General features: G+C 68.6%; 23 protein-coding genes. 14 read left to right on the top strand and 9 right to left on the bottom strand.

Annotated elements, in window-relative coordinates:
- The first annotated feature begins 19 nt into the window (after nt 1-19).
- Entirely contained in the window at nt 20-1,069 is a 1,050-nt protein-coding gene (locus tag V6K52_RS18680) for a DNA polymerase IV (protein ID WP_353951612.1), read from the top strand.
- Here the strand turns inward: V6K52_RS18680 and V6K52_RS18675 are convergent.
- Nucleotides 1,066-1,647: a TetR/AcrR family transcriptional regulator gene (locus V6K52_RS18675; RefSeq protein ID WP_353951611.1), complete on the bottom strand. Its 582-nt coding sequence runs from the start codon at nt 1,645-1,647 to the stop codon at nt 1,066-1,068. The genes V6K52_RS18680 and V6K52_RS18675 overlap by 4 nt on opposite strands.
- An 81-nt stretch (nt 1,648-1,728) precedes the next feature.
- On the opposite strand from V6K52_RS18675, the gene V6K52_RS18670 reads away from it, so the two are divergent.
- Entirely contained in the window at nt 1,729-3,708 is a 1,980-nt protein-coding gene (locus tag V6K52_RS18670) for a YhgE/Pip domain-containing protein (RefSeq protein WP_353951610.1), read from the top strand.
- A complete protein-coding gene (locus V6K52_RS18665; RefSeq protein ID WP_353951609.1) occupies nt 3,705-4,889 on the top strand; it encodes a DUF4185 domain-containing protein in 1,185 nt (394 codons plus the stop codon). The genes V6K52_RS18670 and V6K52_RS18665 overlap by 4 nt, the downstream gene beginning before the upstream one ends.
- 69 nt (nt 4,890-4,958) lie before the next feature.
- Here the strand turns inward: V6K52_RS18665 and V6K52_RS18660 are convergent, their stop codons facing one another.
- Entirely contained in the window at nt 4,959-5,927 is a 969-nt protein-coding gene (locus tag V6K52_RS18660) for an NADPH:quinone oxidoreductase family protein (RefSeq protein WP_353951608.1), read from the bottom strand.
- A gap of 73 nt (nt 5,928-6,000) precedes the next feature.
- Here V6K52_RS18660 and V6K52_RS18655 point away from each other — a divergent pair, with 73 nt between their 5' ends.
- Genes V6K52_RS18655 through V6K52_RS18620 form a run of 8 tightly spaced genes read left to right on the top strand, consistent with a single transcriptional unit; the run spans nt 6,001 to nt 14,869 of the window.
- Nucleotides 6,001-7,188 (top strand): MFS transporter, encoded by a 1,188-nt coding sequence (locus V6K52_RS18655; RefSeq protein ID WP_353951607.1) that lies wholly within the window; start codon nt 6,001-6,003, stop codon nt 7,186-7,188.
- Nucleotides 7,189-7,218: 30 nt separating this feature from the next.
- Nucleotides 7,219-8,031 (top strand): crotonase/enoyl-CoA hydratase family protein, encoded by an 813-nt coding sequence (locus V6K52_RS18650; protein ID WP_353951606.1) that lies wholly within the window; start codon nt 7,219-7,221, stop codon nt 8,029-8,031.
- Nucleotides 8,032-8,035: 4 nt separating this feature from the next.
- On the top strand, nt 8,036-10,213 hold the full coding sequence (locus V6K52_RS18645) for a molybdopterin-dependent oxidoreductase (protein WP_353951605.1): 2,178 nt from the start codon (nt 8,036-8,038) through the stop codon (nt 10,211-10,213).
- Between the two features lie 47 nt (nt 10,214-10,260).
- Nucleotides 10,261-11,529: an acyl-CoA dehydrogenase family protein gene (locus V6K52_RS18640; RefSeq protein ID WP_353951604.1), complete on the top strand. Its 1,269-nt coding sequence runs from the start codon at nt 10,261-10,263 to the stop codon at nt 11,527-11,529.
- Complete coding sequence (locus V6K52_RS18635) at nt 11,526-12,317, top strand: SDR family NAD(P)-dependent oxidoreductase (protein WP_353951603.1); 792 nt, start codon at nt 11,526-11,528, stop codon at nt 12,315-12,317. The genes V6K52_RS18640 and V6K52_RS18635 overlap by 4 nt, the downstream gene beginning before the upstream one ends.
- Nucleotides 12,310-13,413 (top strand): phosphotransferase family protein, encoded by a 1,104-nt coding sequence (locus V6K52_RS18630; protein ID WP_353951602.1) that lies wholly within the window; start codon nt 12,310-12,312, stop codon nt 13,411-13,413. Before V6K52_RS18635 ends, V6K52_RS18630 begins: the two co-directional genes overlap by 8 nt.
- Nucleotides 13,410-14,099, top strand: a complete 690-nt coding sequence (locus V6K52_RS18625) for a histidine phosphatase family protein (RefSeq protein ID WP_353951601.1) — start codon at nt 13,410-13,412, stop codon at nt 14,097-14,099. Before V6K52_RS18630 ends, V6K52_RS18625 begins: the two co-directional genes overlap by 4 nt.
- Nucleotides 14,100-14,113: 14 nt before the next feature.
- Nucleotides 14,114-14,869, top strand: a complete 756-nt coding sequence (locus V6K52_RS18620; RefSeq protein WP_353951600.1) for an SDR family oxidoreductase — start codon at nt 14,114-14,116, stop codon at nt 14,867-14,869.
- Here V6K52_RS18620 and V6K52_RS18615 read toward each other — a convergent pair.
- The 6 genes from V6K52_RS18615 to V6K52_RS18590 form a co-directional block, all read right to left on the bottom strand.
- On the bottom strand, nt 14,862-15,524 hold the full coding sequence (locus V6K52_RS18615; protein WP_353951599.1) for a class I SAM-dependent methyltransferase: 663 nt from the start codon (nt 15,522-15,524) through the stop codon (nt 14,862-14,864). The two genes, V6K52_RS18620 and V6K52_RS18615, sit on opposite strands and share 8 nt — an antisense overlap.
- Nucleotides 15,525-15,581: 57 nt before the next feature.
- Entirely contained in the window at nt 15,582-16,598 is a 1,017-nt protein-coding gene (locus V6K52_RS18610; RefSeq protein WP_353951598.1) for an aldo/keto reductase, read from the bottom strand.
- Nucleotides 16,599-16,660: 62 nt separating this feature from the next.
- On the bottom strand, nt 16,661-17,056 hold the full coding sequence (locus V6K52_RS18605; RefSeq protein WP_353951597.1) for a MerR family transcriptional regulator: 396 nt from the start codon (nt 17,054-17,056) through the stop codon (nt 16,661-16,663).
- A 62-nt stretch (nt 17,057-17,118) separates the two neighbouring features.
- Nucleotides 17,119-17,610 (bottom strand): GNAT family N-acetyltransferase, encoded by a 492-nt coding sequence (locus V6K52_RS18600; protein ID WP_353951596.1) that lies wholly within the window; start codon nt 17,608-17,610, stop codon nt 17,119-17,121.
- The gene (locus V6K52_RS18595; protein WP_353951595.1) at nt 17,607-18,326 is read right to left on the bottom strand and encodes a lysoplasmalogenase family protein; all 720 of its coding nucleotides are present in this window, start codon (nt 18,324-18,326) and stop codon (nt 17,607-17,609) included. Before V6K52_RS18595 ends, V6K52_RS18600 begins: the two co-directional genes overlap by 4 nt.
- Nucleotides 18,323-19,582 (bottom strand): saccharopine dehydrogenase NADP-binding domain-containing protein, encoded by a 1,260-nt coding sequence (locus V6K52_RS18590; RefSeq protein WP_353951594.1) that lies wholly within the window; start codon nt 19,580-19,582, stop codon nt 18,323-18,325. Before V6K52_RS18590 ends, V6K52_RS18595 begins: the two co-directional genes overlap by 4 nt.
- 54 nt (nt 19,583-19,636) lie before the next feature.
- Here V6K52_RS18590 and V6K52_RS18585 point away from each other — a divergent pair, with 54 nt between their 5' ends.
- The 3 genes from V6K52_RS18585 to V6K52_RS18575 all read left to right on the top strand — a co-directional run bounded on the left by V6K52_RS18585 (nt 19,637) and on the right by V6K52_RS18575 (nt 22,491).
- A complete protein-coding gene (locus V6K52_RS18585; RefSeq protein ID WP_353951593.1) occupies nt 19,637-20,869 on the top strand; it encodes a sugar phosphate nucleotidyltransferase in 1,233 nt (410 codons plus the stop codon).
- A 102-nt stretch (nt 20,870-20,971) separates the two neighbouring features.
- The gene (locus V6K52_RS18580) at nt 20,972-21,235 is read left to right on the top strand and encodes a BatC protein (protein WP_353951592.1); all 264 of its coding nucleotides are present in this window, start codon (nt 20,972-20,974) and stop codon (nt 21,233-21,235) included.
- Nucleotides 21,232-22,491, top strand: a complete 1,260-nt coding sequence (locus V6K52_RS18575; RefSeq protein WP_353951591.1) for a cupin domain-containing protein — start codon at nt 21,232-21,234, stop codon at nt 22,489-22,491. Before V6K52_RS18580 ends, V6K52_RS18575 begins: the two co-directional genes overlap by 4 nt.
- Here the strand turns inward: V6K52_RS18575 and V6K52_RS18570 are convergent.
- Entirely contained in the window at nt 22,478-24,115 is a 1,638-nt protein-coding gene (locus tag V6K52_RS18570) for an ABC-F family ATP-binding cassette domain-containing protein (RefSeq protein ID WP_353951590.1), read from the bottom strand. The genes V6K52_RS18575 and V6K52_RS18570 overlap by 14 nt on opposite strands.
- Between the last annotated feature and the right edge of the window lie 99 nt (nt 24,116-24,214).

Genomic DNA, 24,214 nt, shown 5'->3' with positions numbered 1-24,214 from the left:
TGGTGGAATCGTTGGGCACATGCTCATCCATGCCGACGCCGATGCGTTCTTCGCCTCGGTCGAGCAGCGCGATCACCCGCACCTGCGCGGGCGACCGATGGTCGTGGGTCCGCAAGTGGTCGCCTGTGCGAGCTATGAGGCACGAGCGCTCGGCGTTCATGCGGGTATGCCGCTGTTCCAGGCCGTCCGTCGCTGGCCCGAACTGCTCGTGGCGCAGTTCCGTGGGTCGGCCTATGAGTCGGCCAGCGCCGATCTCATGGCGCTGTTCCGGGACATCACGCCCCTCGTCGAACCTGGCTCGATGGAGGAGGCGTTCCTCGACGTGTCAGCTCTCGACGGTGGCTCGGTCGAGGAGGCGGGCCGGATCGCCGCGGCATTGCGAGTTCGGGCCCGTCGCGAGCTCGGGCTGCCGGTGTCGGCGGGGGTGGCGCGGGCCAAGCTCTTTGCCAAGTTGGCCAGTCGCCGTGCCAAGCCCGACGGTCTCTTCGTCGTCGACGCGGAGACCGAGGCGCGGGTGCGGCCACGACTGCCGGTCGCGGACCTGTGGGGCGTCGGACCGATGACGAGCGGCAAGCTCCACGACGCCGGCATCGTCGTCGTGGCCGATCTGGCCGGCTGGACCGTCGACGCCCTGATCGAGCGCCGGGTCGCCAAAGCGATGGCCAAGAACCTCGTCGCTATCCGGGACGGCCTCGACGACGCGACCATCAGGCTCCCCACGGCCCGCAAGTCCATCTCGTCGCAACGATCGTTGGGGCGCTCCACCCGGCAGCGCTCGACCATTCAGGAAGCGTTGCGAGACAATGTGATTCGGGCGCTGGCTCGCCTTGGTGAGGATCCACGCCCAGCGTCCCGGCTCGATGTCCATCTCCGCTTCGACGACGACCACGCCGTCATGACGCCAGGGTCGCTCGACGAACCCTCACGAGACCCGGCCATCCTCATCGGTGCCGCGCTCGCGGCACTGGAGCGGACGGCATACGAAGAAGACGGCCGGGGCGTGACGATGGTCGGCGTGACGTTCGGCCTTCCGGCCGCTGACTCAACCGCGCCGGGCCACTCGGGTTAGGAGCGGGGGGTCACGAGGGCGGTGATGAAGTCGACCGCCTCGTTGACGTGAGCGGCTCCGTCGAGCGGCTCATCATCCATCACGGTGCGCAGAGTCAGCTCGGTCAGGCCGGCGACGAGGCCGATGGACTCGGTCTCGGTCAGGGCACGCAGGTCGGGGTGGTGCGTCCGAGACCGGTCGATGAGTTCGCGCAGATAGGCCGCGTGCAGGTCCATGAGTTGACGACGTGCGCGCAGCCCGAGCTCCCCGAGGGCGTGTGACTCGACCATGTGGGCCCGAGCCAGCTCAGGGCTGTCGGCGAGGAAGCCGAGATAGGCCTCCACCCCACCGCGGATCTGTTCGCCGATCGGGGCCGAAGGATCGGTGACCACCTCGCTGATCGCGGCGAGAAGATCGCCGGAGCGGGCGGCATACAGGGCAAGGAAGGCCTCGTGCTTGGTGGCGAAGTGCTCATAGAAGGTGCGCTTGCTCGTGCCCGCGATCCGCGCCACGTCGGCGACCGTCGTGCGCGCCAGGCCCTGGCTGACCACGGCCTCGCCGAGGGCGTCGAGAAGACGGGTGGCGGCGGGAGAACTCATGCTGGTACGGTAGCGTACCGAGATGGTACGCACAAGTACCACAACAGCACGGACATCACCGTCAACCGTCTGAGGAACACCATGACCGCCCTTCGCGTCGCACTGACCGAGCTCCGCCGACTCACCGACACGACCTTCGCCAAGGTCGCGCTCGTGGCGATGCTCGTCGTGCCGTCCCTCTATGCCGGGCTGTACCTCTATGCCAACAAGGACCCCTACGCCAACCTCGACGGGCTGCCGGCCGCGGTCGTCGTCGAGGACCGCGGGACCACGCTGGCCGACGGCGAGAAGCTGCAGGTGGGTGACGAGGTGGCCTCGACCCTGCTCAAGGCCCACGATCTCGATTGGCGCGAGGTCGACGCCGCCCAGGCGAAGCGCGGGCTGGCCGAGGGTGACTACGCCTTCGTCCTCACGGTCCCCGCGACGTTCTCGGAGGACCTCGCGTCGAGCGCTGACTTCACACCTCGCCGAGCCATGCTCGAGGTCGAGACGAACGACGCCACCAACTACCTCGCCGGCACCATCGCCGAGCGCGTCGTCGACCAGGTCCAGGTCTCGGTCGCAGGGCAGGTGAGTCGGACCGCCGCCAGCGAGATGCTCGGCGGGCTCTCCACGATCCACGCCCAGATCACCGAGGCGGCCACGGGCTCCACCCAGCTCGCCACTGTCGCCCACGACGCCCATGCCGGTGCGACCAAGCTCCGCTCGGGCAGCAACGAGCTCGCTGCCGGGCAGGAGGACCTCGCTGCCGGCGCAGCCCAACTCGCCTCAGGGGCAGGGGAACTCAGCAGCGGCCTCGCCACGCTCGATACCAAGACCAACGCCCTTCCCGGGCAGACGACGAAGCTCGCCGAGGGCGCCAAGCAGGTCGCCGACGGCAACGCCAAGGTCGCGGCTGCCGGGCAGCGTGCCGCCACCGCTGGCACCAAGCTCACGAGCGACCTCGACGCCTTCGACAAGACCCTGCCCTCGCGACTGACCACGGCCGGACTCACCGACGAGCAGATCCAGGCAGTCCTCGCCGAGACCGCCAGGCTGCGCACACCCATCAGCGAAGCCAATGGCACTCTCCAGTCGACGTCCAAGGACCTCACCACGCTCTCGAACGGTGCCAACCAGGTTGCGACCGGCGCCGCCCAGCTCGCGTCGGCATCGACCGAGCTCGAGACGGCGATCGACACCGCAGCCGCAGGCAGCAAGAAGCTCGCGACCGGAGCAGAGGGCCTCGACACCGGTCAGCAGAAGGCTCTCGGCGGAGCCAACAAGCTCGCGGTAGGCGCGGTGACCCTCGATGACGGACTCGCCAAGCTCGACACCGGAGCCGCGAAGCTGAGCACGTCGCTCGCCAAGGGCGTGAAGCAGATCCCCAACCCGACCGCCGACCAACGCAAGGCCGTGGCCCAGACCATCGGCGCCCCCGTCGGAATCACCTCCGAGGCGATCGCGAAGGCCGGGTCCTATGGCGCCGGCCTTGCACCCTTCTTCCTCTCCCTTGCGCTCTGGATCGGTGGATTCACGCTCTTCACCCGGGCCCGCCCGCTCGTCGAGGAAGCGATCACCACCCGGTGGGCCGTCATCCCGGTGGCCTTCGGTGGCTGGCTCGCTCCCGCGGTCATCGGCGTCGGACAGGCCGTCCTCACGTGGGGCATCGTCCGCTTCGCCGTCGGCATCGACCTCGCCCATCCGTGGTGGATGCTGGCCTTCATGATCCTCGTGTCAATGAGCTTCATGGCGATCATCCACGGGCTCATGGCGCGCCTCGGTGACAGCGGCCAGTTCATCGCGCTCATCCTCATGGTGCTGCAGCTCGTGAGCGCCGGCGGCACGTTCCCCTGGGAGACGTTGCCCGGTCCGCTGCAGGCGCTGCACCACGTCCTCCCGATGTCGTATGCCGTGGACGGGCTCCGCGCGCTCGCCTACGGCGGGCCGGGGTTGCACCTCGGTGTCGACGTCGCGGTCCTGCTCGCCTGGGGTGGTGGAGCGCTGCTCCTCTCCACCGCTGCGGCTCGGCGAGTCCACCTGCGCCTGCGCGTCGCGACCTCCGAACCGGTGACGGCATGACAAGGCCTCGGTATGCCGCGGCTGCCGCGGTGGCCGCTCTCACCTCCGTCGCCCTGCTCCTCGGCGGGTGCGTGTTCCTGCCCGGAGGCGACTCGGACGACGAGTCGAGCGGTTCCGCGGAAGGCGAGCGGGCGGCATACACGATGTCCGTAGACTGCCCCTCTGTTCCGGCAGAAGGCACGCTTAGGCCCACCGTCACGCAGCTGAACGCCGTTGTGGCAGAAGCGGATCTGCCCTACTGGCAGGCCGGCGACATCGGTGCAAGTGCGCGTCTTCAGGACGGGCGCATCGTGTGGATCTTTGGTGACACGATCCGTCGCACCGGCGTGGGACCCGGCATGGTCGCCAACTCCATGCTCATCACCTCGGGGCTGTGCCTCAGCCAGCTCATGGCCACGGCGCGAGGCCCGATCATCCCTGACGTGGAGCCGGGCGTCGTGCGCTGGCCGATGTCGGTGACCGTGGTCGAGGACCGCGGCATCGAGAAGATCGTCATCCTCACCGGCCGGATCCGCCGGGGCAGCAGCGCCGACGTGTGGGGCTTCCGCTACCTCGGCTCCGATGCCGTGACGTTCACCGTCGAGCCCGGCAAGGCACCGCAGCTCGACGAGATCCTGCCGCTCACACCTGACGTCGACAGCGCCAACCAGATCAACTGGGGTTCGGCGTCGATGGTGTCCGGCGACCACCTCTATGTCTACGGGACGGAGCTGCCCAAGGGGACGGCGTTCGGTCGCTCTCTCCGTGTCGCCCGCACCGCCCTCGCGACTGCGGAGGACAAGTCCACGTGGGAGTTCTGGGACGGCAGGGGGTGGCAGGCCGACCCCAACCAGGCGGCTGCAGTCATCCCTGCTGTCGGGGGCGTGTCCCAAACGCTGTCGGTCGACGAGATCGACGGGGCCTTCGTCGCGGTGTCCAAGAAGGACGGCGACCTCGGTTCGACGGTCACAACCTGGACGTCGACGTCCCCGGTGGGGCCGTGGAAACGCAGCGCCGCGCTGGAGGCACCGTTCCTCACCGGCAAGGACGAGTTCGCCTACGCACCTCTCGCCCACCCGGAGGTGCCGCTCGCGAACGGCAAGCTGCTCGTGTCGATCTCGCGCAACACGACCGATCTCGCCCGGCTCGAGCAGAACCCCGAGATCGGTCGGCCGAAGTTCGCCGAGATCGACCGCCCCTGACTGAAATTCTTTCCGACTGATTGCGACTTCCGACAGTGCTCGCTGCCCTCGTACTGTCGGAAGTCGCAATCAGTCGATCGTGAGGAGGATCTTGCCGGTGGCTCGGCGCTCGTCGATGTCGCGCAGGGCAGCACCCACCTCGTCGAGGGAACGCACCATCCCGATGACCGGGTCGAGTTGGCCCGCCTCGAGCAGCGGCACGAGGTCGTCCCACTGCTTGCGGAGGAAGCCCGGGCGCCCCATCCAGAACGCGCCCCATCCGACTCCCACGACATCAATGTTGTTGAGCAGCAACCGATTGACCTTGACCTCGGGGATCGACCCCGCGGTGAAGCCGATGACGAGCAGCCGCCCCAGAGGGGCCAGCGAGCGGAGGGAGTCGGTGAAGCGGTCGCCGCCGACCGGGTCCACGACGATGTCGACGCCGTGACCTGACGTGAGGTCGGCGATGGAGTCCTTGAAGCCCTCGGCCAGGACGACTTCGTCGGCCCCGGCCTCGCGCGCAACGCCAGCCTTCGCGTCATCGGAGACCACGGCATACACGGTTGCTCCCCACGCCTTGGCGAGCTGGACCGCAGCGGTGCCGATGCCACCGGCGGCGCCGTGGACCAGGACCTTCTCGCCCTCGACGAGGCGGCCACGCTGACGGAGCGCGAAGTAGCAGGTGAGGTAGTTCATCGGCAGCGCCGCACCCTGCTCGAAGGACACCCGGTCGGGGAGCGGGAACACGAACGAGGGGTCACACGCGACCTGCTCCGCGAATCCGCCGAGGAACGGGAACGCCGCCACGCGATCACCGACGGAGAGCCCGCTGCCGGCGGGTGCCGTTCGCACGACGCCGGCGACCTCGGCGCCCGGGATGAACGGGGGTGGCGGCTTCATCTGGTAATCACCGCGGCTCAGCAACACGTCCGGGAAGGAGACGCCTGCCGCCGCCACGTCGATGAGCACCTGCCCTGCCGGCACGTCGGGGGCGGGGACGTCGACGACCTCCACGGCGTCGGGTCCGTCGAGTCGGGTCACCTGGGCTGCGCGCATGACAGTGATCCTAGGAGCGGGGTCGCGTGGGCGGATGTGGGAATGTCTCGGGACCTCCGTATCTTGGATATCCGTGCCTCCTCCTCGTCATGCCCTGCTCGCCACGATCGCGCTGGTCGTCGGCGGTTTCGCCATCGGCACGACCGAGTTCGTCACGATGGGTCTGCTCCCCGACATCGCCGAGGGCGTCTCCGTCTCGATCCCGACGGCGGGCCACACCATCTCGGCGTATGCCGCGGGCGTCGTCGTGGGTGCCCCGCTCCTCGCGATGCTCGGGGCGACTTGGCCGCGCAAGGCACTCCTCATCGGGCTCACCGTCGCGTTCGTCATCGGCAACGTGGGGACCGCGCTGGCTCCGGGCTACGACTGGCTTCTCGTGGCTCGCTTCGTTGCCGGTATGCCGCACGGTGCCTTCTTTGGTGTCGCGGCACTCGTCGCTGTGGACCTGGCTCGCAAGGGGCAGGCCGGGCGCGCGGTCAGCCGGGTCATGCTCGGAATCCCGATCGCCAATGTCGCGGGGGTGCCGGGGGCGACGTGGCTCGGTCAGAACTACGGTTGGCGTTCGGCCTACTGGCTCGTGGCCGTGCTCGGTGTCGTGACCATCGGCCTGCTCGTCGCCTACATCCCACACATCGAGCGCAACCTCGAGTCCACGATCAAGCGCGAGCTCAAGGGTTTTGCGACGACCCAGGTGGCGCTGACCCTCCTCGTCGGGGCCATCGGTTTTGGCGGCATGTTCGCGATGGCGAGCTACATCGCGCCGACGGTCACCGAGGTCACCGGCCTCGATGCCAGCGTGGTCCCGATCTTCCTGCTCGCATCCGGCATCGGCGGCCTCGTCGGCACCCCGCTCGCCGGACGGTTGGCGGAGTGGTCGGTCCTGCGGTCGATCACCATCGGATGCGTCGGCATGGGCGCCAACCTCGTCGCGTTCGCCCTCACCGCACAGTGGTGGCCGACCGCGATCTTCTTCTACTTCCTCTCATCGGTGCTCGCCGGAATCCTCGTCGTCAACCTGCAGATCCGCCTCATGCAGGTGGCCGGGCAGGCGCAGACGTTGGCCGCCGCAAGCAATCACGCCGCGCTCAACACCGCCAATGCGTTGGGGGCCTGGCTCGGTGGCATCGTCATCGCCAACGGGTATGGCTACACGGCTCCCAGCTGGGTGGGTGCCGGACTGTCCGTCCTGGGTGCCGGGGTCCTTGCCCTGAGCCTGCGCAAGCACCGTTCTGATACGCGCCCCACGCCAGCGCCCGCCTGACGCGTTCGACCCGGGCCTAGAGTTCGGGGCATGAGCGAACTCGTCACCACCCGCATCGAGCACGGCGTCGCGCACGTCGCTCTCAACCGCCCCGACAAGCTCAACGCGCTCACCCTCGACACCCTCGAGCAGCTCATCGCCACTGCGCAGCGGCTGCGGTCCGACCGCACCCTGCGGGCCGTGATCCTCTCCGGTGAGGGCGATGCGTTCTGCGCCGGGCTCGACTTCGGGACCGTCTTGCGCGAGCCGAAGCGGGTCGCCCTGGCCTTCGCTCCTCGCCCGTGGCGTGGCACCAACGTCTTCCAGGAGGCGTGCTGGGCGTGGCGCCGACTTCCCGTTCCGGTCATTGCGGCGGTCCAGGGGCACTGCCTCGGCGGCGGCGTCCAGATCGCGCTCGCGGCCGACTTCCGCGTCACCGCACCTGACGCGAAGTGGTCGGTGCTCGAGGCCAAGTGGGGGATCATCCCCGACATGAGCGGCATCAAGTCGCTGTCGCAGCAGGTCGGCATGGACGTCGCGAAGCGCCTGACCATGACCGGCGAGACCGTGTCGGGCAGCGAGGCGGTCCGGCTCGGCCTTGCGACGCAGGAGAACAGCGATCCGTATGCCGGTGCGCTGGCTCTCGCGTCCGCCATCTCCGAACGCTCACCGGACTCCGTGGCCGCGACCAAGCGCCTCTTCAACCGGACGTGGACGGCGAGTGACCGTCGCACCTTCATGTGGGAGCGGCTCGAGCAGGCCCGGCTCCTCATGGGCGCCAACGCCGTCGAAGCCCGACGCGCGAACACGCAACGTGAGGCGCCGGCATACAAGCCTCGCGCCGGAATCAACCCGAGAGGCTGAGGTCATGTCCGCGCCGACTTCCTCCGTGCGTTTGTCACCCATTCCCCCCGAAAGCACGGACGCGCCGGTGGTTCGGCACATCACCTGTGTCCTGTGCGAGGCGTCGTGCGGACTCGAGGTCCAGGTGCGCGGTCCCGAGATCGTCAGCATCAAGGGGCATGTGGATGACCCACTTTCGCGCGGGCACATCTGCCCCAAAGGCATTGCCCTGCAGGACCTCCACACCGATCCTGACCGGTTGCGTCGCCCGGTCAAGCGGGTCGGTGATGACTGGGTCGAGATCGAGTGGACTGAAGCGATCGAGTTAGCGGCCGAGCTGCTCGCGGGCGTGCAGCAGCGACATGGCCGCGATGCCGTCGCGACGTATCTGGGCAACCCCAACGTCCACAGCCTTGGCGCGTTGACCCACGGCACAGCCATCCCTCGAGTGCTCGGCAGCAAGCACGTCTTCAGCGCCACGAGTGTCGACCAGTTGCCGCATCACTTCGTGGCGTGGGCGATGTATGGCCACCAGTTCCTCCTGCCCGTCCCCGACATCGACCGGACTCGGCTGCTCGTCCTCGTCGGCACGAACCCGATGGCGTCGAACGGGTCGCTGTGGACCGTCCCCGACTTCCCCGGCCGGCTGCGTGAGCTGCGTTCTCGCGGAGGGCGACTCGTCGTCCTCGACCCGCGTCGCACTGAGACCGCGGCAGTTGCGGACGAGCACCACTTCGTCCGACCGGGGACCGACGCCGTGGTTCTTCTGGCCCTCGTGCACGTTGTGCTCGCCGAAGGACTGGCCAGCCCCGCGGCCTATGTCGACGGTCTCGAAGAGTTGCGGATCGCGGTCGCGGACTTCACCCCAGACCTCGCTGAATCAGTGAGCGGTGTTGCAGCACAGTCGATCCGCGAGTTGGCCCGGGACATCGCCGCCGGAGAAGCGGCGGTCCACGGACGCATGGGTGTCTCGACGCAGGAGTTCGGGGTGGTGTGTCAGTGGGCGATCCAGTGCCTCATGGCGATCACCGGCAACCTCGACCAGCCGGGCGGGACGATGTTCACGTCACCGGCGATCGACATCATCGAGCGTGGTCTCGTCGGCCGTGGTCATCGTGGTCGGACCACGTCGACGGTGCGCGGCCTGCCCGAGTTCGGCGGCGAGCTGCCCGTTTCGGTGCTCGGCGAAGAGATGGAGGGGCCGACACCTGCCATCCGAGGCATCATCACCATCGCCGGCAACCCGGTGTCTTCCACGCCGGCCGGGTCTCGTCTGGCCGAGCGCCTGACGGAGCTGGAGGCGGTCGTCGCAATCGACCCCTACATCAACGAAACCACCCGGCACGCGCACGTCATCCTGCCGCCGACCGGCCCGCTCGAACGCGACCACTACGACCTCATCTTCCACACCCTCGCGGTCCGCAACACTGCTCGCTGGTCGTCGGCGCTCTTCCCTCGCGGGGCTGATCAGCGCCACGACTGGGAGATCGCACGCGACCTCGTGCTTGCGCTGGCTCGTCGGCAGGGTCGCCGGCTTCCCGTGCGGCAGCAGGTGCGGTTGCGGATGTCGCCGCGCGTCGCCATCGATGCCCTGCTCCGCACGAGCCGCCGCGGACTGTCCGTCCGCAGGCTGGCCCGCACTCCGGGTGGGGTCGACCTCGGAGCCCTGGAGCCACGCTTCCCGGAGCGGCTGCGGACGCAGGGCCAGCGAATCTCGCTCACGCCACCCGTCCTCACCGCGGGGCTGGCAGCGCTGCGCGCCCGCCTGCCGGAGTTGCGTGCGGCAGCAGCGAGCGACGACCTTCTCCTCATCGGCCGACGCCACCAGCGCGACAACAACTCGTGGATGCACAACACGACCCGCCTCACCCGCGGTCGGCCGCGCCACCAGCTGCTCATGCACCCCGATGACCTCGTGGCACGCGGCGTCACCGATGGTGACCTCGTCACCGTCACCTCCGAGGTCTCGTCGCTCCAGGTGGAAGTCCGGTCCAGCGACGAGGTCATGCCGGGCGTCGTGTCGTTGCCACACGGCTACGGCCACCGTCGTCCCGGTGTGCGACTGACCCACGCCATCGACGTCCCGGGTGTGAGCATGAACGACCTCACCGACCCGGCCCGAGTCGAAGGTGTGTCGGGCAACGCCGTGCTCAACGGCATACCCGTCGTCGTCACCTCTGCCGGTGCTCAGCAAGAGGTGTGATCAAGGCCGACTATCCAACTAAGCGGTCGCTCACCTAGGTTGGGCGCATGGACTTCTCATCGTCGGAGCGTTCCCTCGACCTGGCCCAACGTGTCAGGAACTTCATCGACACCGAGATCGAGCCGGCAGAGCGGGTCATGGCCGCCGATATCGCAGCCCGTCGCGCAGCCGGTGAGGACCCCTGGCCGGCCCATCCGCTCCTCGCGGAGCTGCAGGCCAAGGCACGCGAGCAGGGACTGTGGAATCTCTTCCTCCCTGCCGGACACGAGGGCCCGTATGCCGCGCAGTTCGGCACCGATGGCGACGCGGGACTGTCGAACGTGGACTACGCACCGGTTGCAGAGGCGATGGGACGCTCCTTCTCGGCGCCGCTGGTCTTCAACTGCAACGCGCCCGACACCGGCAACATGGAGGTGCTGCTCAACTACGGCACCGACGAGCAGAAGGCGCAGTGGCTGGAACCGCTCCTCGACGGACGGGTCCGCAGCGCGTTCCTCATGACCGAGCCAGGTGTCGCGTCATCGGACGCGACCAACATGGAGGCGACCGCCGTGATCGACGGCGACGAGGTCGTCCTCAACGGTCGCAAGTGGTGGTCCACCGGAGTGGGCAACCCCGACTGCAAGGTCGCCATCTTCATGGGGGTCACCGATCCAGAGGCGTCACGGCACGCGCGGCACTCGATGGTCGTCGTGCCCTTTGACCACCCGGGCGTGAAGGTCGAGCGGATGCTGTCGGCGCTGGGTCACTACGACGAGCCGATCGGCCACGGCGAGGTCTCACTCACCGACGTGCGGCTGCCCGTCACCAACATCATCGCTGGCCCGGGTCGCGCGTTCGAGATCGCGCAGGGACGGTTGGGGCCCGGTCGGGTCCATCACTGCATGCGCCTCATCGGGTTGGCCGAGCGTGCGCTCGAGCTCGCCTGCGAACGCGCCACGTCGCGCACCGCCTTCGGCAAGCCGATCGCGAACCTCGGCGGCAACCGGGAACGCCTGGCCCACGCTCGCATTGCCATCAACCAAGCCCGTCTGTTGGTGCACCACGCCGCATGGAAGCTCGACAACGTCGGCGGGCTCGCCGCGATGAGCGAGGTCAGCGAGATCAAGGTCGCCGTGCCGCAGATGGCGTGCGACGTCATCGACATGGCGATCCAGATCCATGGAGGCGCGGGAATGTCCGAGGACTTCCCCCTGTCCGCGGCCTACGCCAACGCCCGCTCGCTCCGCCTCGCCGACGGACCCGACGAGGTCCACCTCGGGGTCATCGCGCGCATCCTCCTCCACCCCTACTCAGAGAGGGCGAGCCGCTCATGAGCCGTCGAGTCCTCATCACCGGTGGCGCCTCCGGCCTCGGCCTCGCGCTGGCCAACGCCTTCCTCGGACGCGGCGACCAGGTCCTCATCGGTGATCTTGCCGAGACCCGTCCTGACTCGCTGCCGGACGGCGCGGACTACATCAGTCTTGATGTCCGCAGCCAACAGGACTGGGATGCCGCCCTGGCTCACGTGCGTGAGACGTGGGGCGCGCTCGACGTCCTCGTCAACAACGCCGGCGTGGCGACCGGCGGCCGGATCGACGTCGAGGCGATCTCCGACTGGGAGCGGGTCCTCGACATCAACCTGCTCGGTGTCGTGCGCGGATGCCAGACGTTCACGCCTCTGCTCAAGGAGCAGCGCTCGGGCCACATCGTCAACACGGCGTCCCTCGCCGGTCTCGTGCACGGCCCGGGCATGTCCTCCTACAACGCCGCCAAGGCAGGCGTCGTCGCGCTGTCCGAGACCCTCGGCTTCGAGCTCGCGCCCTGGGACATCCACGTGTCGGTGATCTGCCCGGCGTTCTTCAGGACCAACCTCCACGAGTCGCTCCAGGGCAAGGACATCGCGATGGAGGCAACCGCCGTCAAGCTCATCACCAAGGCGCAGATGACCGCTGACGAGGTCGCTGCGACCGTCCTCAAGGGCATTGACGGGCACAAGCGCGTCATCCTCACCGATCGGCTCGGCCGCCAGGCCTACTGGACGAAGCGGCTGGTTCGACCGGCATACAACCACTTTGCGACCAAGGCTGGCGCCAAGCTCGCACGGAAGACGCGCGATGCCTGAGGGGCCGACGACGCCCAGCAACGCCGTCCCTGTGCGCGACGAGGACTCCTTTGACATCGAGGCTCTGGCGGTCTGGTTGAGGGAGCAGACCCGCGGTGAGCCCGGGCTCGACGCGACGCCCGAGGTGCGGCAGTTCAAGGGTGGCGCCTCCAACCTCACCTACCTGCTCCGCTATCCGTCGCGCGACCTCATCCTGCGGCGCCCACCAGGTGGGACCAAGGCCAGGGGCGCCCACGACATGCGCCGCGAGAGTGACATCCAGCAGTCGCTGGGTCACGTATATGACCAGGTGCCGAAGATCGTGGCCTACTGCGGCGACGAGTCAGTCATCGGCTCGGAGTTCTATGTGATGGAGCGGCTCGTCGGAACGATCCTGCGACGAGACGTCCCGGCATCGCTCGGACTGTCGCGTGATGGCGTCAACCTCCTGTGCCGCAACGCTCTCGACACGTTGGTCGACCTGCACCGGGTGGACGTTGCGGCTGCTGGACTGGGCGACCTGGGCAAGGGCGCAGGCTACGTCGAGCGTCAGGTCACGGGTTGGTCGGCGCGCTACCGCAAAGCGCGCACCCCCAACGTCGGGTCGTTCGAGCCCGTCATGAAATGGCTCGAGGACAACCGGCCTGAGGATGTCGGCCAGGTGCTCATCCACAACGACTTCCGCTTCGACAACCTTGTGCTCGCCGAGGACGACCCGACGCGCATCGTCGGCGTCCTCGACTGGGAGATGGCGACGGTCGGCGACCCGCTCATGGACCTCGGCGGAGCCATGGCCTACTGGGTGCAGGCAAGCGATGACCCCGTGGCCAAGGCCTTGCGCCTGCAACCGACCCACACGCCGGGGATGCTCACCCGGATCGACGCGGTGCGCTACTACTGCGACCGCATGGGAATTCCCATGGACGGTGAGCGGTGGACGTTCTATGAGGTCTTCGGGCTGTTTCGCCTCGCCGTCATCGCTCAGCAGATCTACCTCCGCACCTATCGCGGTGAGACGACGAACCCGCAGGCCAAGCGGATGCGCTGGTTCGTGCTCTATCTCGATCTGCGTTGTCGTGTGCTCCTCCGCCAGCATCGCCGCGCCGGCAGCCGATGAGCCGCATCGTCCTCGTCCGCCACGGTCAGGCATCGTGGGGCAAGAAGGACTACGACAAGCTCTCGGACCTCGGCCACGAGCAGGCCAAGGTCGTGGGGCGCGAGCTCACCGGGCGCGACCTGCACCCGAGTCGCGTCGTCAGCGGGTCCATGCGGCGGCAGCGCGACACGGCAGCAGACCTTGTCGCCGAGGCAGGCTGGGAGACCGAGGTCGCCGTGGACGACGCGTGGGACGAGTACGCCCACGGTGCGATTCTCACGGCATACAAACCGGCCTATCGGTCGATGACCGTCATGAAGGCCGACCTGGCCAGAACAATGAGGCCCCGCAGGGCCTTCGACGAGATGTATGCCGTGGCGACCGAACGCTGGGTGGCTGGCGAGCATGCTGCGGACTACACCGAACCCTTCACGGCCTTCGGTGACCGGGTGCTTGGCGGACTCGCGTCCGTGGTCGATGACCTGGGGCAGGGTGAGACGGCGGTCGTCGTCAGCTCCGCAGGCGCGATCTCGTGGGTGGCGGCCTCGCTGATCGGTGGGGGCGCGCCCGTGTGGACCCAGCTGCAGCGCGTCATCGCCAACACCTCACTCACCACGTTGAGCGTCGGCTCGACTGGCCCGGTCCTGCGCACCTTCAATGACACCGCCCACCTCGAACGTATCCCCGAGATGCTCACCACCCGCTGAGGAGAACACTGCTCATGACCACCACCCTCATCACCGGCGCCAGCTCCGGCATCGGCGCAGAGCTCGCCCGACAGCTCGCGGCGAAAGGCCATGACCTGGCCCTGTGCGCTCGCCGCACCGAGCGGCTCGACGAACTCGCTGTCGAGATCACGGCCGCCCACCCGGATCGCACGGTCGCGGTCAAGGCCCTCGACGTCACCGACGATGACGCGGTCTTCCGGGTCTTCCGTGAGTTCGAGGAGGAGCTGGGCGGCGTCGACCGGGTCGTCGTCAACGCCGGTCTCGGCAAGGGTGCACCCATCGGTGTCGGGGGGTGGGAGGCCAACAAGGCGACGGCGATGACGAACTTCGTCGGGGCGCTCGCTCAGTGCGAGGCGGCGATGGAGATCTTCCGGGCCAAGAAGCGCGGCCACCTGGTCGTCATCTCCTCCATGTCAGCCATGCGGGGGATGCCCAAGACCGTCACGACGTATGCCGCGACGAAGGCCGGGATCGCGCACGTCGCCGAAGGCATCCGCAACGAGATGCTCGGCAAGCCCGACCTCGACATCACGGTGTCGACGATCTATCCGGGATACATCCGCTCGGAGATGAACGAGAAGGTCGAGCAGAAGACGAAGTTCATGGTGGACACCGAGACCGGTGTGCGCGGCATCGTCGAGGCGATCGAGAAGGGTGTGGACTCAGCGCGCGTCCCGGCCTGGCCGTGGAAGCCGCTCGGCACCGCGATGCGACACCTGCCGCTCGGGGTTGTCCGCAAACTCACCTGACGAAGAGCAGGGCTGCCTGGTCGTCGCGCTCCGTGCCCCGTGGGCGGCGGACCAGGCGGGCGGTCTCGCTGAGTCCGGCGGCCGTGGCGAAGGCGGCGACCTCGTCGGCGGTGTAGAGGTGCCGCTCCAGTTCGACCATGTGACCGAACCGCGCGTAGGACGCGGAGACGTCCCGGGTGCCTGCGCCAGCCTGCAGACCAATCAACAGCTGACCCGCAGGGCGTAGGACGCGAGCTGCCTCGGCGAAGATCTGCGGCTGGCCCTGCGGCGGAGTGTGGATTGCGGAGTACCAGAGCAACACGCCAGCGAACGCGCCGTCCGGGAACGGCAGGTCGGTCAGCGATCCGACAGCGAACGAGAGGTCGGGGTGGTCACGATGCGCCATCTCGACCATGCCGGGGGAGAGGTCCATGCCCTGGACGGCGCAGCCGCGGTCGGCGAGGTAGCGACTCATCCGACCGGCACCGCACCCAGCATCAAGCACCCGCCCGTCGTCGCCGTCAGCCTTCACCGCCGCGATGAACGCATCGACCATTGCGAGCTCGAGGGGCGACTCGGCGCTGGTGTCCGGGATGTGGGTCGCGTAGGTCTTGGCCACCGTGTCGTAGGCGCGCTGCACACCGGGCTGGCCGAAGTCGTCGGACGGGGAAGGCATGCAGGCATGCTGCCACCCGCCGCCGACGCCCAGGCCTGCTGGCCCGAACCCGCTGTCCTAGGCGTCGATGCTCGACATGTCTCCATAGCGAGCGCCCACCACAGCGTCGCGAGGCACTGCCGTCGCGAGCGCCTCGAGGTCGGCGTCGCTGAGCGTGATCGCGGCGGCACCGATGTTCTCTTCGAGGTAGGTGATGCGCTTGGTGCCGGGAATGGGGGCGATGTCCGTGCCCTGGGCCAGCACCCAGGCGAGGGCCAGCTGGCCAGCCGTCGCACCCTTGCCTTCGGCGATCTCGCGCACCTTGGCGACGAGCGCGAGGTTCGCGTCCAGGGCGTCGCCCTGGAACCGCGGGAAGTATGCCGTGCGTCGCGAGTCGCTCGCGTCAAGGTCCGCTTCGGCTGTGATCGCGCCCGTGAGGATTCCCCGGCCCAGCGGTGAGTAGGGCACCAGACCGATGCCGAGCTCGCGGATGGTCGGCAGGATCTCGTCCTCGATGTCGCGGGTGAAGAGCGAGTACTCCGTCTGGAGCGCCGTGATCGGGTGGACCGCGTGGGCCCGGCGGATCGTGTCGGGCGAGGCCTCCGAGAGCCCGAGGTGGCGGACCTTGCCCGCAGCGACGAGTTCTGCCATGGCGCCGACGGTCTCCTCGATCGGGACGCTCTGGTCGACGCGGTGCTGGTAGTAGAGGTCGAGGTGGTCGACGCCAAGACGCTGGAGCGAGGCGTCGGCGGCGCGGTGCACATAGTCGGGTCGGCCGTTGACGCCGAGGCGAGTCCCGTCCTCGGCGCGCTCGTTGCCGAACTTCGTGGCGAGGACGACCTCGTCGCGGCGCCCGGCGATGGCCTTGCCGACAAGGCGCTCGTTGGTGAAGGGGCCGTACATGTCGGCGGTGTCGAGGAAGGTCACCCCGAGGTCGAGAGCGCGTCGGATGGTCGCGATGCCGGTGGCTTCGTCGCCGGTGCCATAGAACTCGGACATACCCATACAGCCCAGTCCGAGAGCGGAGACGGAGAGGGCGGACGTGTTGGTCCCGAGGGTCCGGGTGGGGATCGTGGTTGCGTCGTTGGTGGTCATGACAGCGAGTCAACGTCTTCGAGTGCGCTCGAAGTCAAGCGCCTGCGAAGTCGGCTTTACGACTACTCGTCCGGGAGATCCACCTTGGACAGATAGAGGCCGATCTTGTTGTCGATCGCGCCCAGGTGCTCGGTGACCTCGGCCAGCTGGGCGAGGACACGCGTCCGGTGTGCCTGCAGGACCGCGAGCCGCTCGACCTCGTTGCCAGATCCGCTCTGGCACAACTCGGCGTAGTGCTTCACCTCGCGGATGGGCATGCCCGTGGCGCGCAGCCGCGTCAGCATCGTCACCCAGCGCAGATCGGCCTCGGCATAGACCCGATGCCCCGAGCTGGAGCGCGGCACATCGCGCAGCATCAACCCGTCGCGCTCGTAGTAGCGCAACGTGTGGGTCGTGAGGCCGGTCTGCTCTGCGGCCTCGGCGATGGTCAGCCCAGTGGGCGGGGCAATGGTGGTCACCCGTCCATCTTCAGCCTTCGAGTGCACTCGAAGTCAAGGCGCGCGACGGATGGGTACTGGTCTCAGAGGTATCGGTGCATGACGTGCAGGCCCACACGTCCGTGCTCTCGGCTGTCGAACGCCTCGGGAACGGTCCCGATGATCGAGAACCCCAGCTTCTGCCACAGCGTGACGGCCGCGACGTTGGTCTCAACGACAGCGTTGAACTGCATTGCGGCGTAGCCCTGCTCGCGCGCCCAGGCCAGCACCCACTCGCCGAGAGCTCGCCCGACTCCGCGACCGCGCGCCGCCGAGGCCACCATGAACGACGCCGTGGCGACGTGTGACCCACGGCCCGGGCGGTTGGGACCGGTCTTGGCCGATCCGAGAACCGCGCCGGTCTCCTCATCGATGGCGACGACGGTCACGCCGGGCGGGGACTCCAGCCACCACCCACGGGCATCGTCGATCGACAGCCCGGCGGGGAACGCATAGGTCTCGCCGGAGTCGACGACCTCGGTGAAGGTCGGGAAGAACTCGACCCACTCGGGCTCGGTGATCTCGCGGATGCTCATGCGACTCCAGGTTTCACAGTGCGTGGCTCGTCGCGCAACCCGTGAACCAGGAGGGCGAGGGCTGCGGTGTAGGTCGACAACACGATGCCGGAGACCACTGCGCGCTGTCGCGGGGTTTTTGCCACGTGCTCGCCGACGATGATCGCGGCGTCGGACACGAGAAAGAGCCCTCCGCCCAGAGCCACGGACCGACGCCGTCGCGGACTGCCACCATCGCTCAGGGAGACGGCCGACATCGACCCGAGCAGCAGGCCATAGCCGGTGAGGACAGGGTCCGGCTCGCCCGTCGCTCTGAGCTCGAGCGCTCCGAGTCCAGCCAGGACGCCTCCGACCGCTGCAGCCGGGCGGACGCGTGGACGGACACCGTCGCCCACGAGGAGTCGGAGGAGGCCGGCTTGTTGGATGGCGAACGCCCCCGCTCCGAGCCGCACGAGCTGGCGCCGCGCCTGGCTCTCCGGGGGCGCGACACCGGAGCGGTTCATGAACCAGTCGCCGATCCCGGATCCGACGAGGGCCGTGGTGAGGGTCGCCGTGCGGGACGTTGAACGCTCGCCCCGAGTCGCGATGACGCCTCCGGCCAACGTCGGGGCGAGCAGCATCTTGCTCATCAGGTGGGTGCGCTCGCGCCCGGTGACGGAGGCCGCCGTCGTGACGACGGCCAGGGGGATGTAGGCGAGGAGGTCAGCTCGATGCCTCAGGGTGGTGGTCAGACTCACGATCGGCTGGTCGTGAACTCGAAGTCGAAGCCCTCCAGACGCGTCACCAGGGCATCGCCCAGCGCCACCGAGGGCGTGAGCACTCCCGCGCGAGAGGGCAATTCGTCGAGGGCCAGAGCCAGGCCTGCCTGTCCCAGCATGATCGCCGTCCCTGAATAACCCGGGTCGTATGCCGCCGCCACCCGTGAGCGGTAGCGCGCACCCGTCGTCGTGGTCGTCTCGACATCCATGACGAACTTCCCGTTGGCCATGGTCTCGTGGGAAGGGCCCTCGCCGGGCTTGGGCAGCACCCGGTCGAGGACCGAACGAGTCGGCGCGGTGGACATGCCGGCGAAGAGTCCGCCGAGCACGGCCGAGGTCAGACCCGCCTTGACGGCACCCAGAGGTCCGCGTCCGGTGTCCATGACCTCGTCGTAGCGGAACTCGCGACCGTAGGACCAGTTCGTCAAAGCGTTGCTGCGACGCACGATGCGGGTGTTGAACGACGCCATGAAGAATGGTGCGACCCACCGCTTCGTCACCTGGTCGTAGCGGGTGCCGGCCACCGCCTGCAGCTTGCCCAGCAGCCCGAAGTCATCGGTCGGGCGGTTGCGCGACGGTGGCTCGGCATCACGCTCGGGGCTCAACCCGTAGGGATCGGTCACGGCGCGGCGGCGCGACTTGTCGCCGCTGGACTCGATGGCCTGCTGGCGCATCGAGTCGATCGTGCCTCCGCTGATGCCGCCGCGAAGGGTCCGGACGTGCAGGACGGTCTCGCCGAGAGTGCCTTCGCCGTCAGCAGCCACGCGCTGCGCGAGCTTCCAGACACCAAGGTCGGACGGGATCGAGTCGAAGCCGCACGAGTGGACGATCCGGGCGCCGGTCCGCTCTGCCTCGGCGTGGTTCGCGTCGATGCTGTCCCGGACAAAGAGGACCTCGCCGGTGAGGTCGGCGTAGTGGGTTCCGGCGGCAGCGCACGCGGAAGCGAGCGGCATACCCAATTTTGCGTAGGGACCCACGGTGGTGACCACGACACGGGTGCGGCCGGCCAAGTCCACGACGGCGGCCGAGTCGGTCGTGTCGACGACGACGAGCGGCCAGTCGGCGGCCGCCGGAGGCAGCGACGCCCGCACGTCGGACAGACGGGATTCCGACCTGCCAGCCAAGGCGATCCGCACCGATGCTGGCGCGTGCTCCGCAAGGTGGGCGGCGGTCAGGCGCCCGACAAAACCGGTGGCGCCCACAAGGACGAGGTCGAACTCACGCGCAGTACTCATCCCTCGAATCTAGGTGATGAGGAGCAGCGACCCATCGTGGGGCACAGTGGGTGCATGGCGAGACGACCGAAGGTGCTGGCGATCATCCAGGCGGGCGGCAAGGGCTCACGCATGGACGTCCTGACCCGCGAGCGGGCCAAACCCGCCCTGCCGTATGCCGGTCAGTACCAACTCGTCGACTTTGCCCTGTCGTCGCTGGCCAACAGCGGGATCAGTGATGTGTGGCTGTCGGTGCAGTACCTCGCCACCAGCCTGCACAAGCACGTCGCGAACGGGCGCCCGTGGGACTTGGACCGCACGCGCGGTGGGCTGCAGTGGCTACCGCCGCAGGAGGGGAGTGGGTCGGCCTCGCAGGACGGCTTCAGCGAGGGCAACGGTGACGACCTCTATCGCAACCTCGACGCGATCCGCGCGTTCGGAGCCGACGTCGTCCTCGTCCTCAGCGCCGACTCGGTCTGCTCTCTCGACCTGCGTGACGTCGTCGACCAGCACCTCGACCGCGGCTCGTCGTGCACGATCGTCACGACCGAGGTCACGCAGTCCCAGGCGGCGGACAAGGGGGTCGTCGAGGTGGGTCGCGACGGTCTGGTGAAGGCCTTCGACTACAAGCCCGAGAGTCCTGCGACGACGACGGTCGCCGCCGAGATCTTCGCCTACGACCCCTCCCGCCTGTCCGATGCCCTCGAGGATCTGAGGGCGGAGCGGGTCGATGCAGCGGACGGTGAGGACTCAGGGGTGGGTGACTTCGGTGAGCACCTGATCCCAAGGCTCGTCGATGGTGGCGCCGTGCATGCGTTCACGCTGCCTGGCTACTGGCGTGACCTCGGGACGCCGAGCGAATACGTTGCGGCACACCGCGATCTGCTTGCCGGGCGGGTCGACGTGTTCGACGACCCCGCGTGGCCCATCCTCACGCGCTGGCCCGAGCTCCCGTCTGCGGTGATCCGTCGCGACGCCCAGGTGGACGCCTCGATCATCAGCGCCGGGGCCGACATCGCGGGCACCGTGGTCCGCAGTGTTCTCGGCCCGGGAGTGCGGGTGGCCAAGGGTGCCGTTGTTGAAGATTCTGTCGTGTTTGCCCAGACGAGCATCGAGGCGGGCGCGGAGGTGCGCGGCGCGGTGGTCGACTCCGCCAGCACGATCGCACGAGGTGCTCGTGTCGGTGAGACTCCTCCCGGCACGCGGATCGGCGACGACCGGCTCGTCCTCGTCGGACGCGACAGCCGCATCGGGCGTGGCGTCGTCGTGGCGCCGGGTGCCCGACTCGAGCCGGGCTCATCTGCCTGACCCGCGAATTCACCCTTTGGTGTGTAGCGGCACCCGCGCGCGAGCGGGTAGACAGACAGGACCCGACACCGATCAGGGTCGGTCCACACATGGAGGTACGCGATGACGCAGAACCCGACCAGTGGCATGAACCCCGACGAGAACCTCTCCGACCTCGGTCAGGCACCCCAGGGCACCTCGGGTGTCGAGACCGAGGGTCCGGCCGACAGTGGCGCAGGCGAGACCGGCGCTCCCGATGAGCACGATGGTGGCGCCGATGGCGGAGCCGACGAGGCTGAGGGCCCGGCCGACAGTGGCGCGGACCAGCCGGCCGTCCCCGGTGAGCACGATGGCGGCGCTGACGGTGGGGCCGACGGCTCCCAGTGACCGACGCGCCTGAGAACCCGCGGTCCGAGACTTCCGTCTCGGCCGCGGGTTCTCCTGCGCTGGCGCGCCTTGTTGGTATGCCGGCCGCGGAGTTCGCATCCGAGGTCTGGTCACGCGCCCCGCACCTCACCCGCGCGGCAGATCTGCCCCGAGACTTCGCCGACCTCTTCAGCCCCGACGCCGTCGACGAGCTCGTGGCGAGTCGAGGCCTGCGGACGCCGTTCGCGCGCATGGCCAAGGAGGGAACGACGCTTCCCAATCGCCAGTTCACCCTGGGAGGAGGGGTGGGAGCCGGCATCCGTGACCAGTTGAGCGATGACTTGGTTCTGCGCGAGTTCGCTTCTGGCGCAACGTTGGTGCTTCAGGCGCTGCACCGCACGTGGTCACCGATCCAGTCCTTCTCAGCAGACCTCGCTGACGACCTCGGCCACCCCGTCCAAGTGAACGCCTATGTCACGCCGCCGCAGAACCAAGGGTTCGCCGATCACTACGACGTCCACGACGTCTTTGTCCTGCAGATCGCCGGTGAGAAGCAGTGGCGCATCCGTCCGCCGGTCCTCGAGGCGCCGCTGCGCGACCAGCCGTGGGAACAGCACCGAGCCAGCGTTGAGCAGGCGGCCGCGGCCGAACCGCTCATCGAGGAGACGCTGCAGCCGGGCGACTGCCTCTATCTCCCGCGCGGCTATCTGCATTCGGCAACGGCTCTTGGCGGGACGAGCATCCACCTCACGATCGGGGTCCACACGTGGACTCGCCGGCACCTCGTTGATGCCTTGCTGGCGCGGGTGGGGTCGCGACTCATGGACGACGTCGATGCGCGACGAACGCTGCCACTGACCGCGAGTGCGGGCCAGTCCCCCGTGGTGTCCTTCGGCGACGAGGCAGAAGTCGTCCGGTCGCTCGTCGCCAAGGCGCTCCAGGACATCAGTGTGGATGAAGTCGTCGACGCCCTTCGGCCAAGCGTTCGCGGTGCCCGGCGCGCTGAACCGCTCGCGGTCCTCGCTCAGGCAGCAGGTGCGGAGGACGAGGTGACGGTGTGGCGGCTGCGCCGTGGCCTCTCGCACCATTGGGAGGACAATGATGGGGGCGCCGTTCTCGTCAGTCGGGTGGGTCGCTTCCCGGTCCCGGCCAACGAACTGGACGCGATCACGAAGGTGCTGGACGGCATGCACGAGCCGGCTGCGCTCGACCACGAGCTGAGGCGACGTCTGGCACTGGCCGGCCTCATCGTGCCCGAGGGTGTCAGAGGCGGGTGACCTGTCCGGCGTCGACGTCCCAGCGCTGGTCGAGATTGACGTTCTCGAGGAGTCGGCGGTCGTGCGAGACGAGCAGCAGGGCGCCGTCGTAGGAGTCAAGGGCCTCTTCGAGCTGCTCGATGGCGGGCAGGTCGAGATGGTTGGTCGGCTCGTCGAGGACGAGGAGGTTGACGCCACGGGCCTGGAGCAGAGCCATGGCTGCGCGCGTGCGCTCACCGGGTGAGAGCCGCGAGACGAGGCTCGTCACCTGGTCGGCGCGCAGTCCGAACTTGGCCAGGAGGGTGCGGCGCTCCGCAGGGACCAGGTCGGGCACCGCTTCACCGAACGCGTCGGCGAGTGACAGGTCATCCCGCAGCCCGGTGCGAGCCTGGTCGATCTCACCGACGGCAACGCTCGCGCCGAGGCTGGAGCTGCCGGTGTCGGGTGTCAGGCGGCCAAGGATGAGGCTGAGCAGGGTCGTCTTGCCGGCGCCGTTGGGTCCCGTGATGCCGATGCGTGAGCCTGCGTCGACCTGGAGCGAGACGGGGCCGAGGACGAAGTCGCCGCGGCGCACCGCCGCTTCATTGAGGGTGGCAACGACCGAGCTCGACCGTGGGGCATACCCGATCGAGAACTGCAGGACCCACTCCTTGCGCGGCTCCTCCACCTCGTCGAGCCGCGCGATCCGCGACTCCATCTGGCGCACCTTGCGGGCCTGCTTCTCGGCGGAGTCGATGCTGGCTGCTCGACGGATCTTGTCGTTGTCGGGGCTCTTCTTCATGGCGTTGCGGACGCCCTTGCTGCTCCACTCGCGCTGGGTGCGTGCCCGCGACTCGAGGTCGGCCTTGGTCCCGGCGAAGTCCTCATAGGCCTCGCGGGCGTGCCGACGAGCGATCTCACGCTCGGCGAGGAAGGACTCGTAGCCGCCGTCGTGGACGGCCACGGAGTTCTGCGCCAGATCGAGCTCGACGATGCGCGTCACACAGCGCGCCAGGAACTCGCGGTCGTGCGAGACGAGGACGACACCACCCCTCAGACCGGTGACAAAAGCCTCGAGGCGGTCGAGCCCGGCGAGGTCGAGGTCGTTGGTCGGTTCGTCGAGCAGCACGATGTCGAAGCGGCTGAGAAGCAGGGAAGCCAAGGCTGCGCGCGCAGCCTGCCCACCCGAGAGCGAGGTCATGAGGGCATCGGCGCCGACGTCGAGTCCGAGCTCGCCGAGCATCGCGGGGAGGCGGTCCTCGAGGTCGGGGGCGCCACTGGCGAGCCAGTGGTCGAGGGCGAGGGCATAGGTCTCGTCGGCGGTGGCGTCGTCCCCTCCGAGTGCGGCTGCCGTTGCTTCCATCGCGTCGGTCGCGGCCGTGGCCCCAGTGCGGCGGGCGATGTAGTCGGACACTGTCTCGCCCGGGATGCGTTCGTGCTCCTGCGGCAGCCACCCGACGAACGCGTCGCCCGGGGCGGTGGTGACGGAGCCGGCGAGTGGTGCTGACTCGCCAGCGAGGAGGCGCAGCAGCGTGGTCTTGCCCGCGCCGTTGGCACCGACGACCCCCACGACATCGCCGGGCGCGACGGTCAGGTCGAGGTGCTCGAAGAGGGTGCGGTGGGCGTGCCCTCCGGACAGGTCCTTCGCCACGAGGGTTGCACTCACCCGCCCAGAGTAGGTGCCCACCCCAGTGACGTGGGACGAGGTCGTGGGAGCACGCTCGGGGGAACATCGGCGTTTCCTGTACAGTTATCTGTACAGGAG

It is taken from the genome of Knoellia sp. S7-12 (assembly GCF_040518285.1).
Lineage (GTDB): Bacteria > Actinomycetota > Actinomycetes > Actinomycetales > Dermatophilaceae > Knoellia.
Note: the sequence above shows the minus strand (reverse complement) of the source record. Positions and strands in the feature narration are given on the sequence as shown.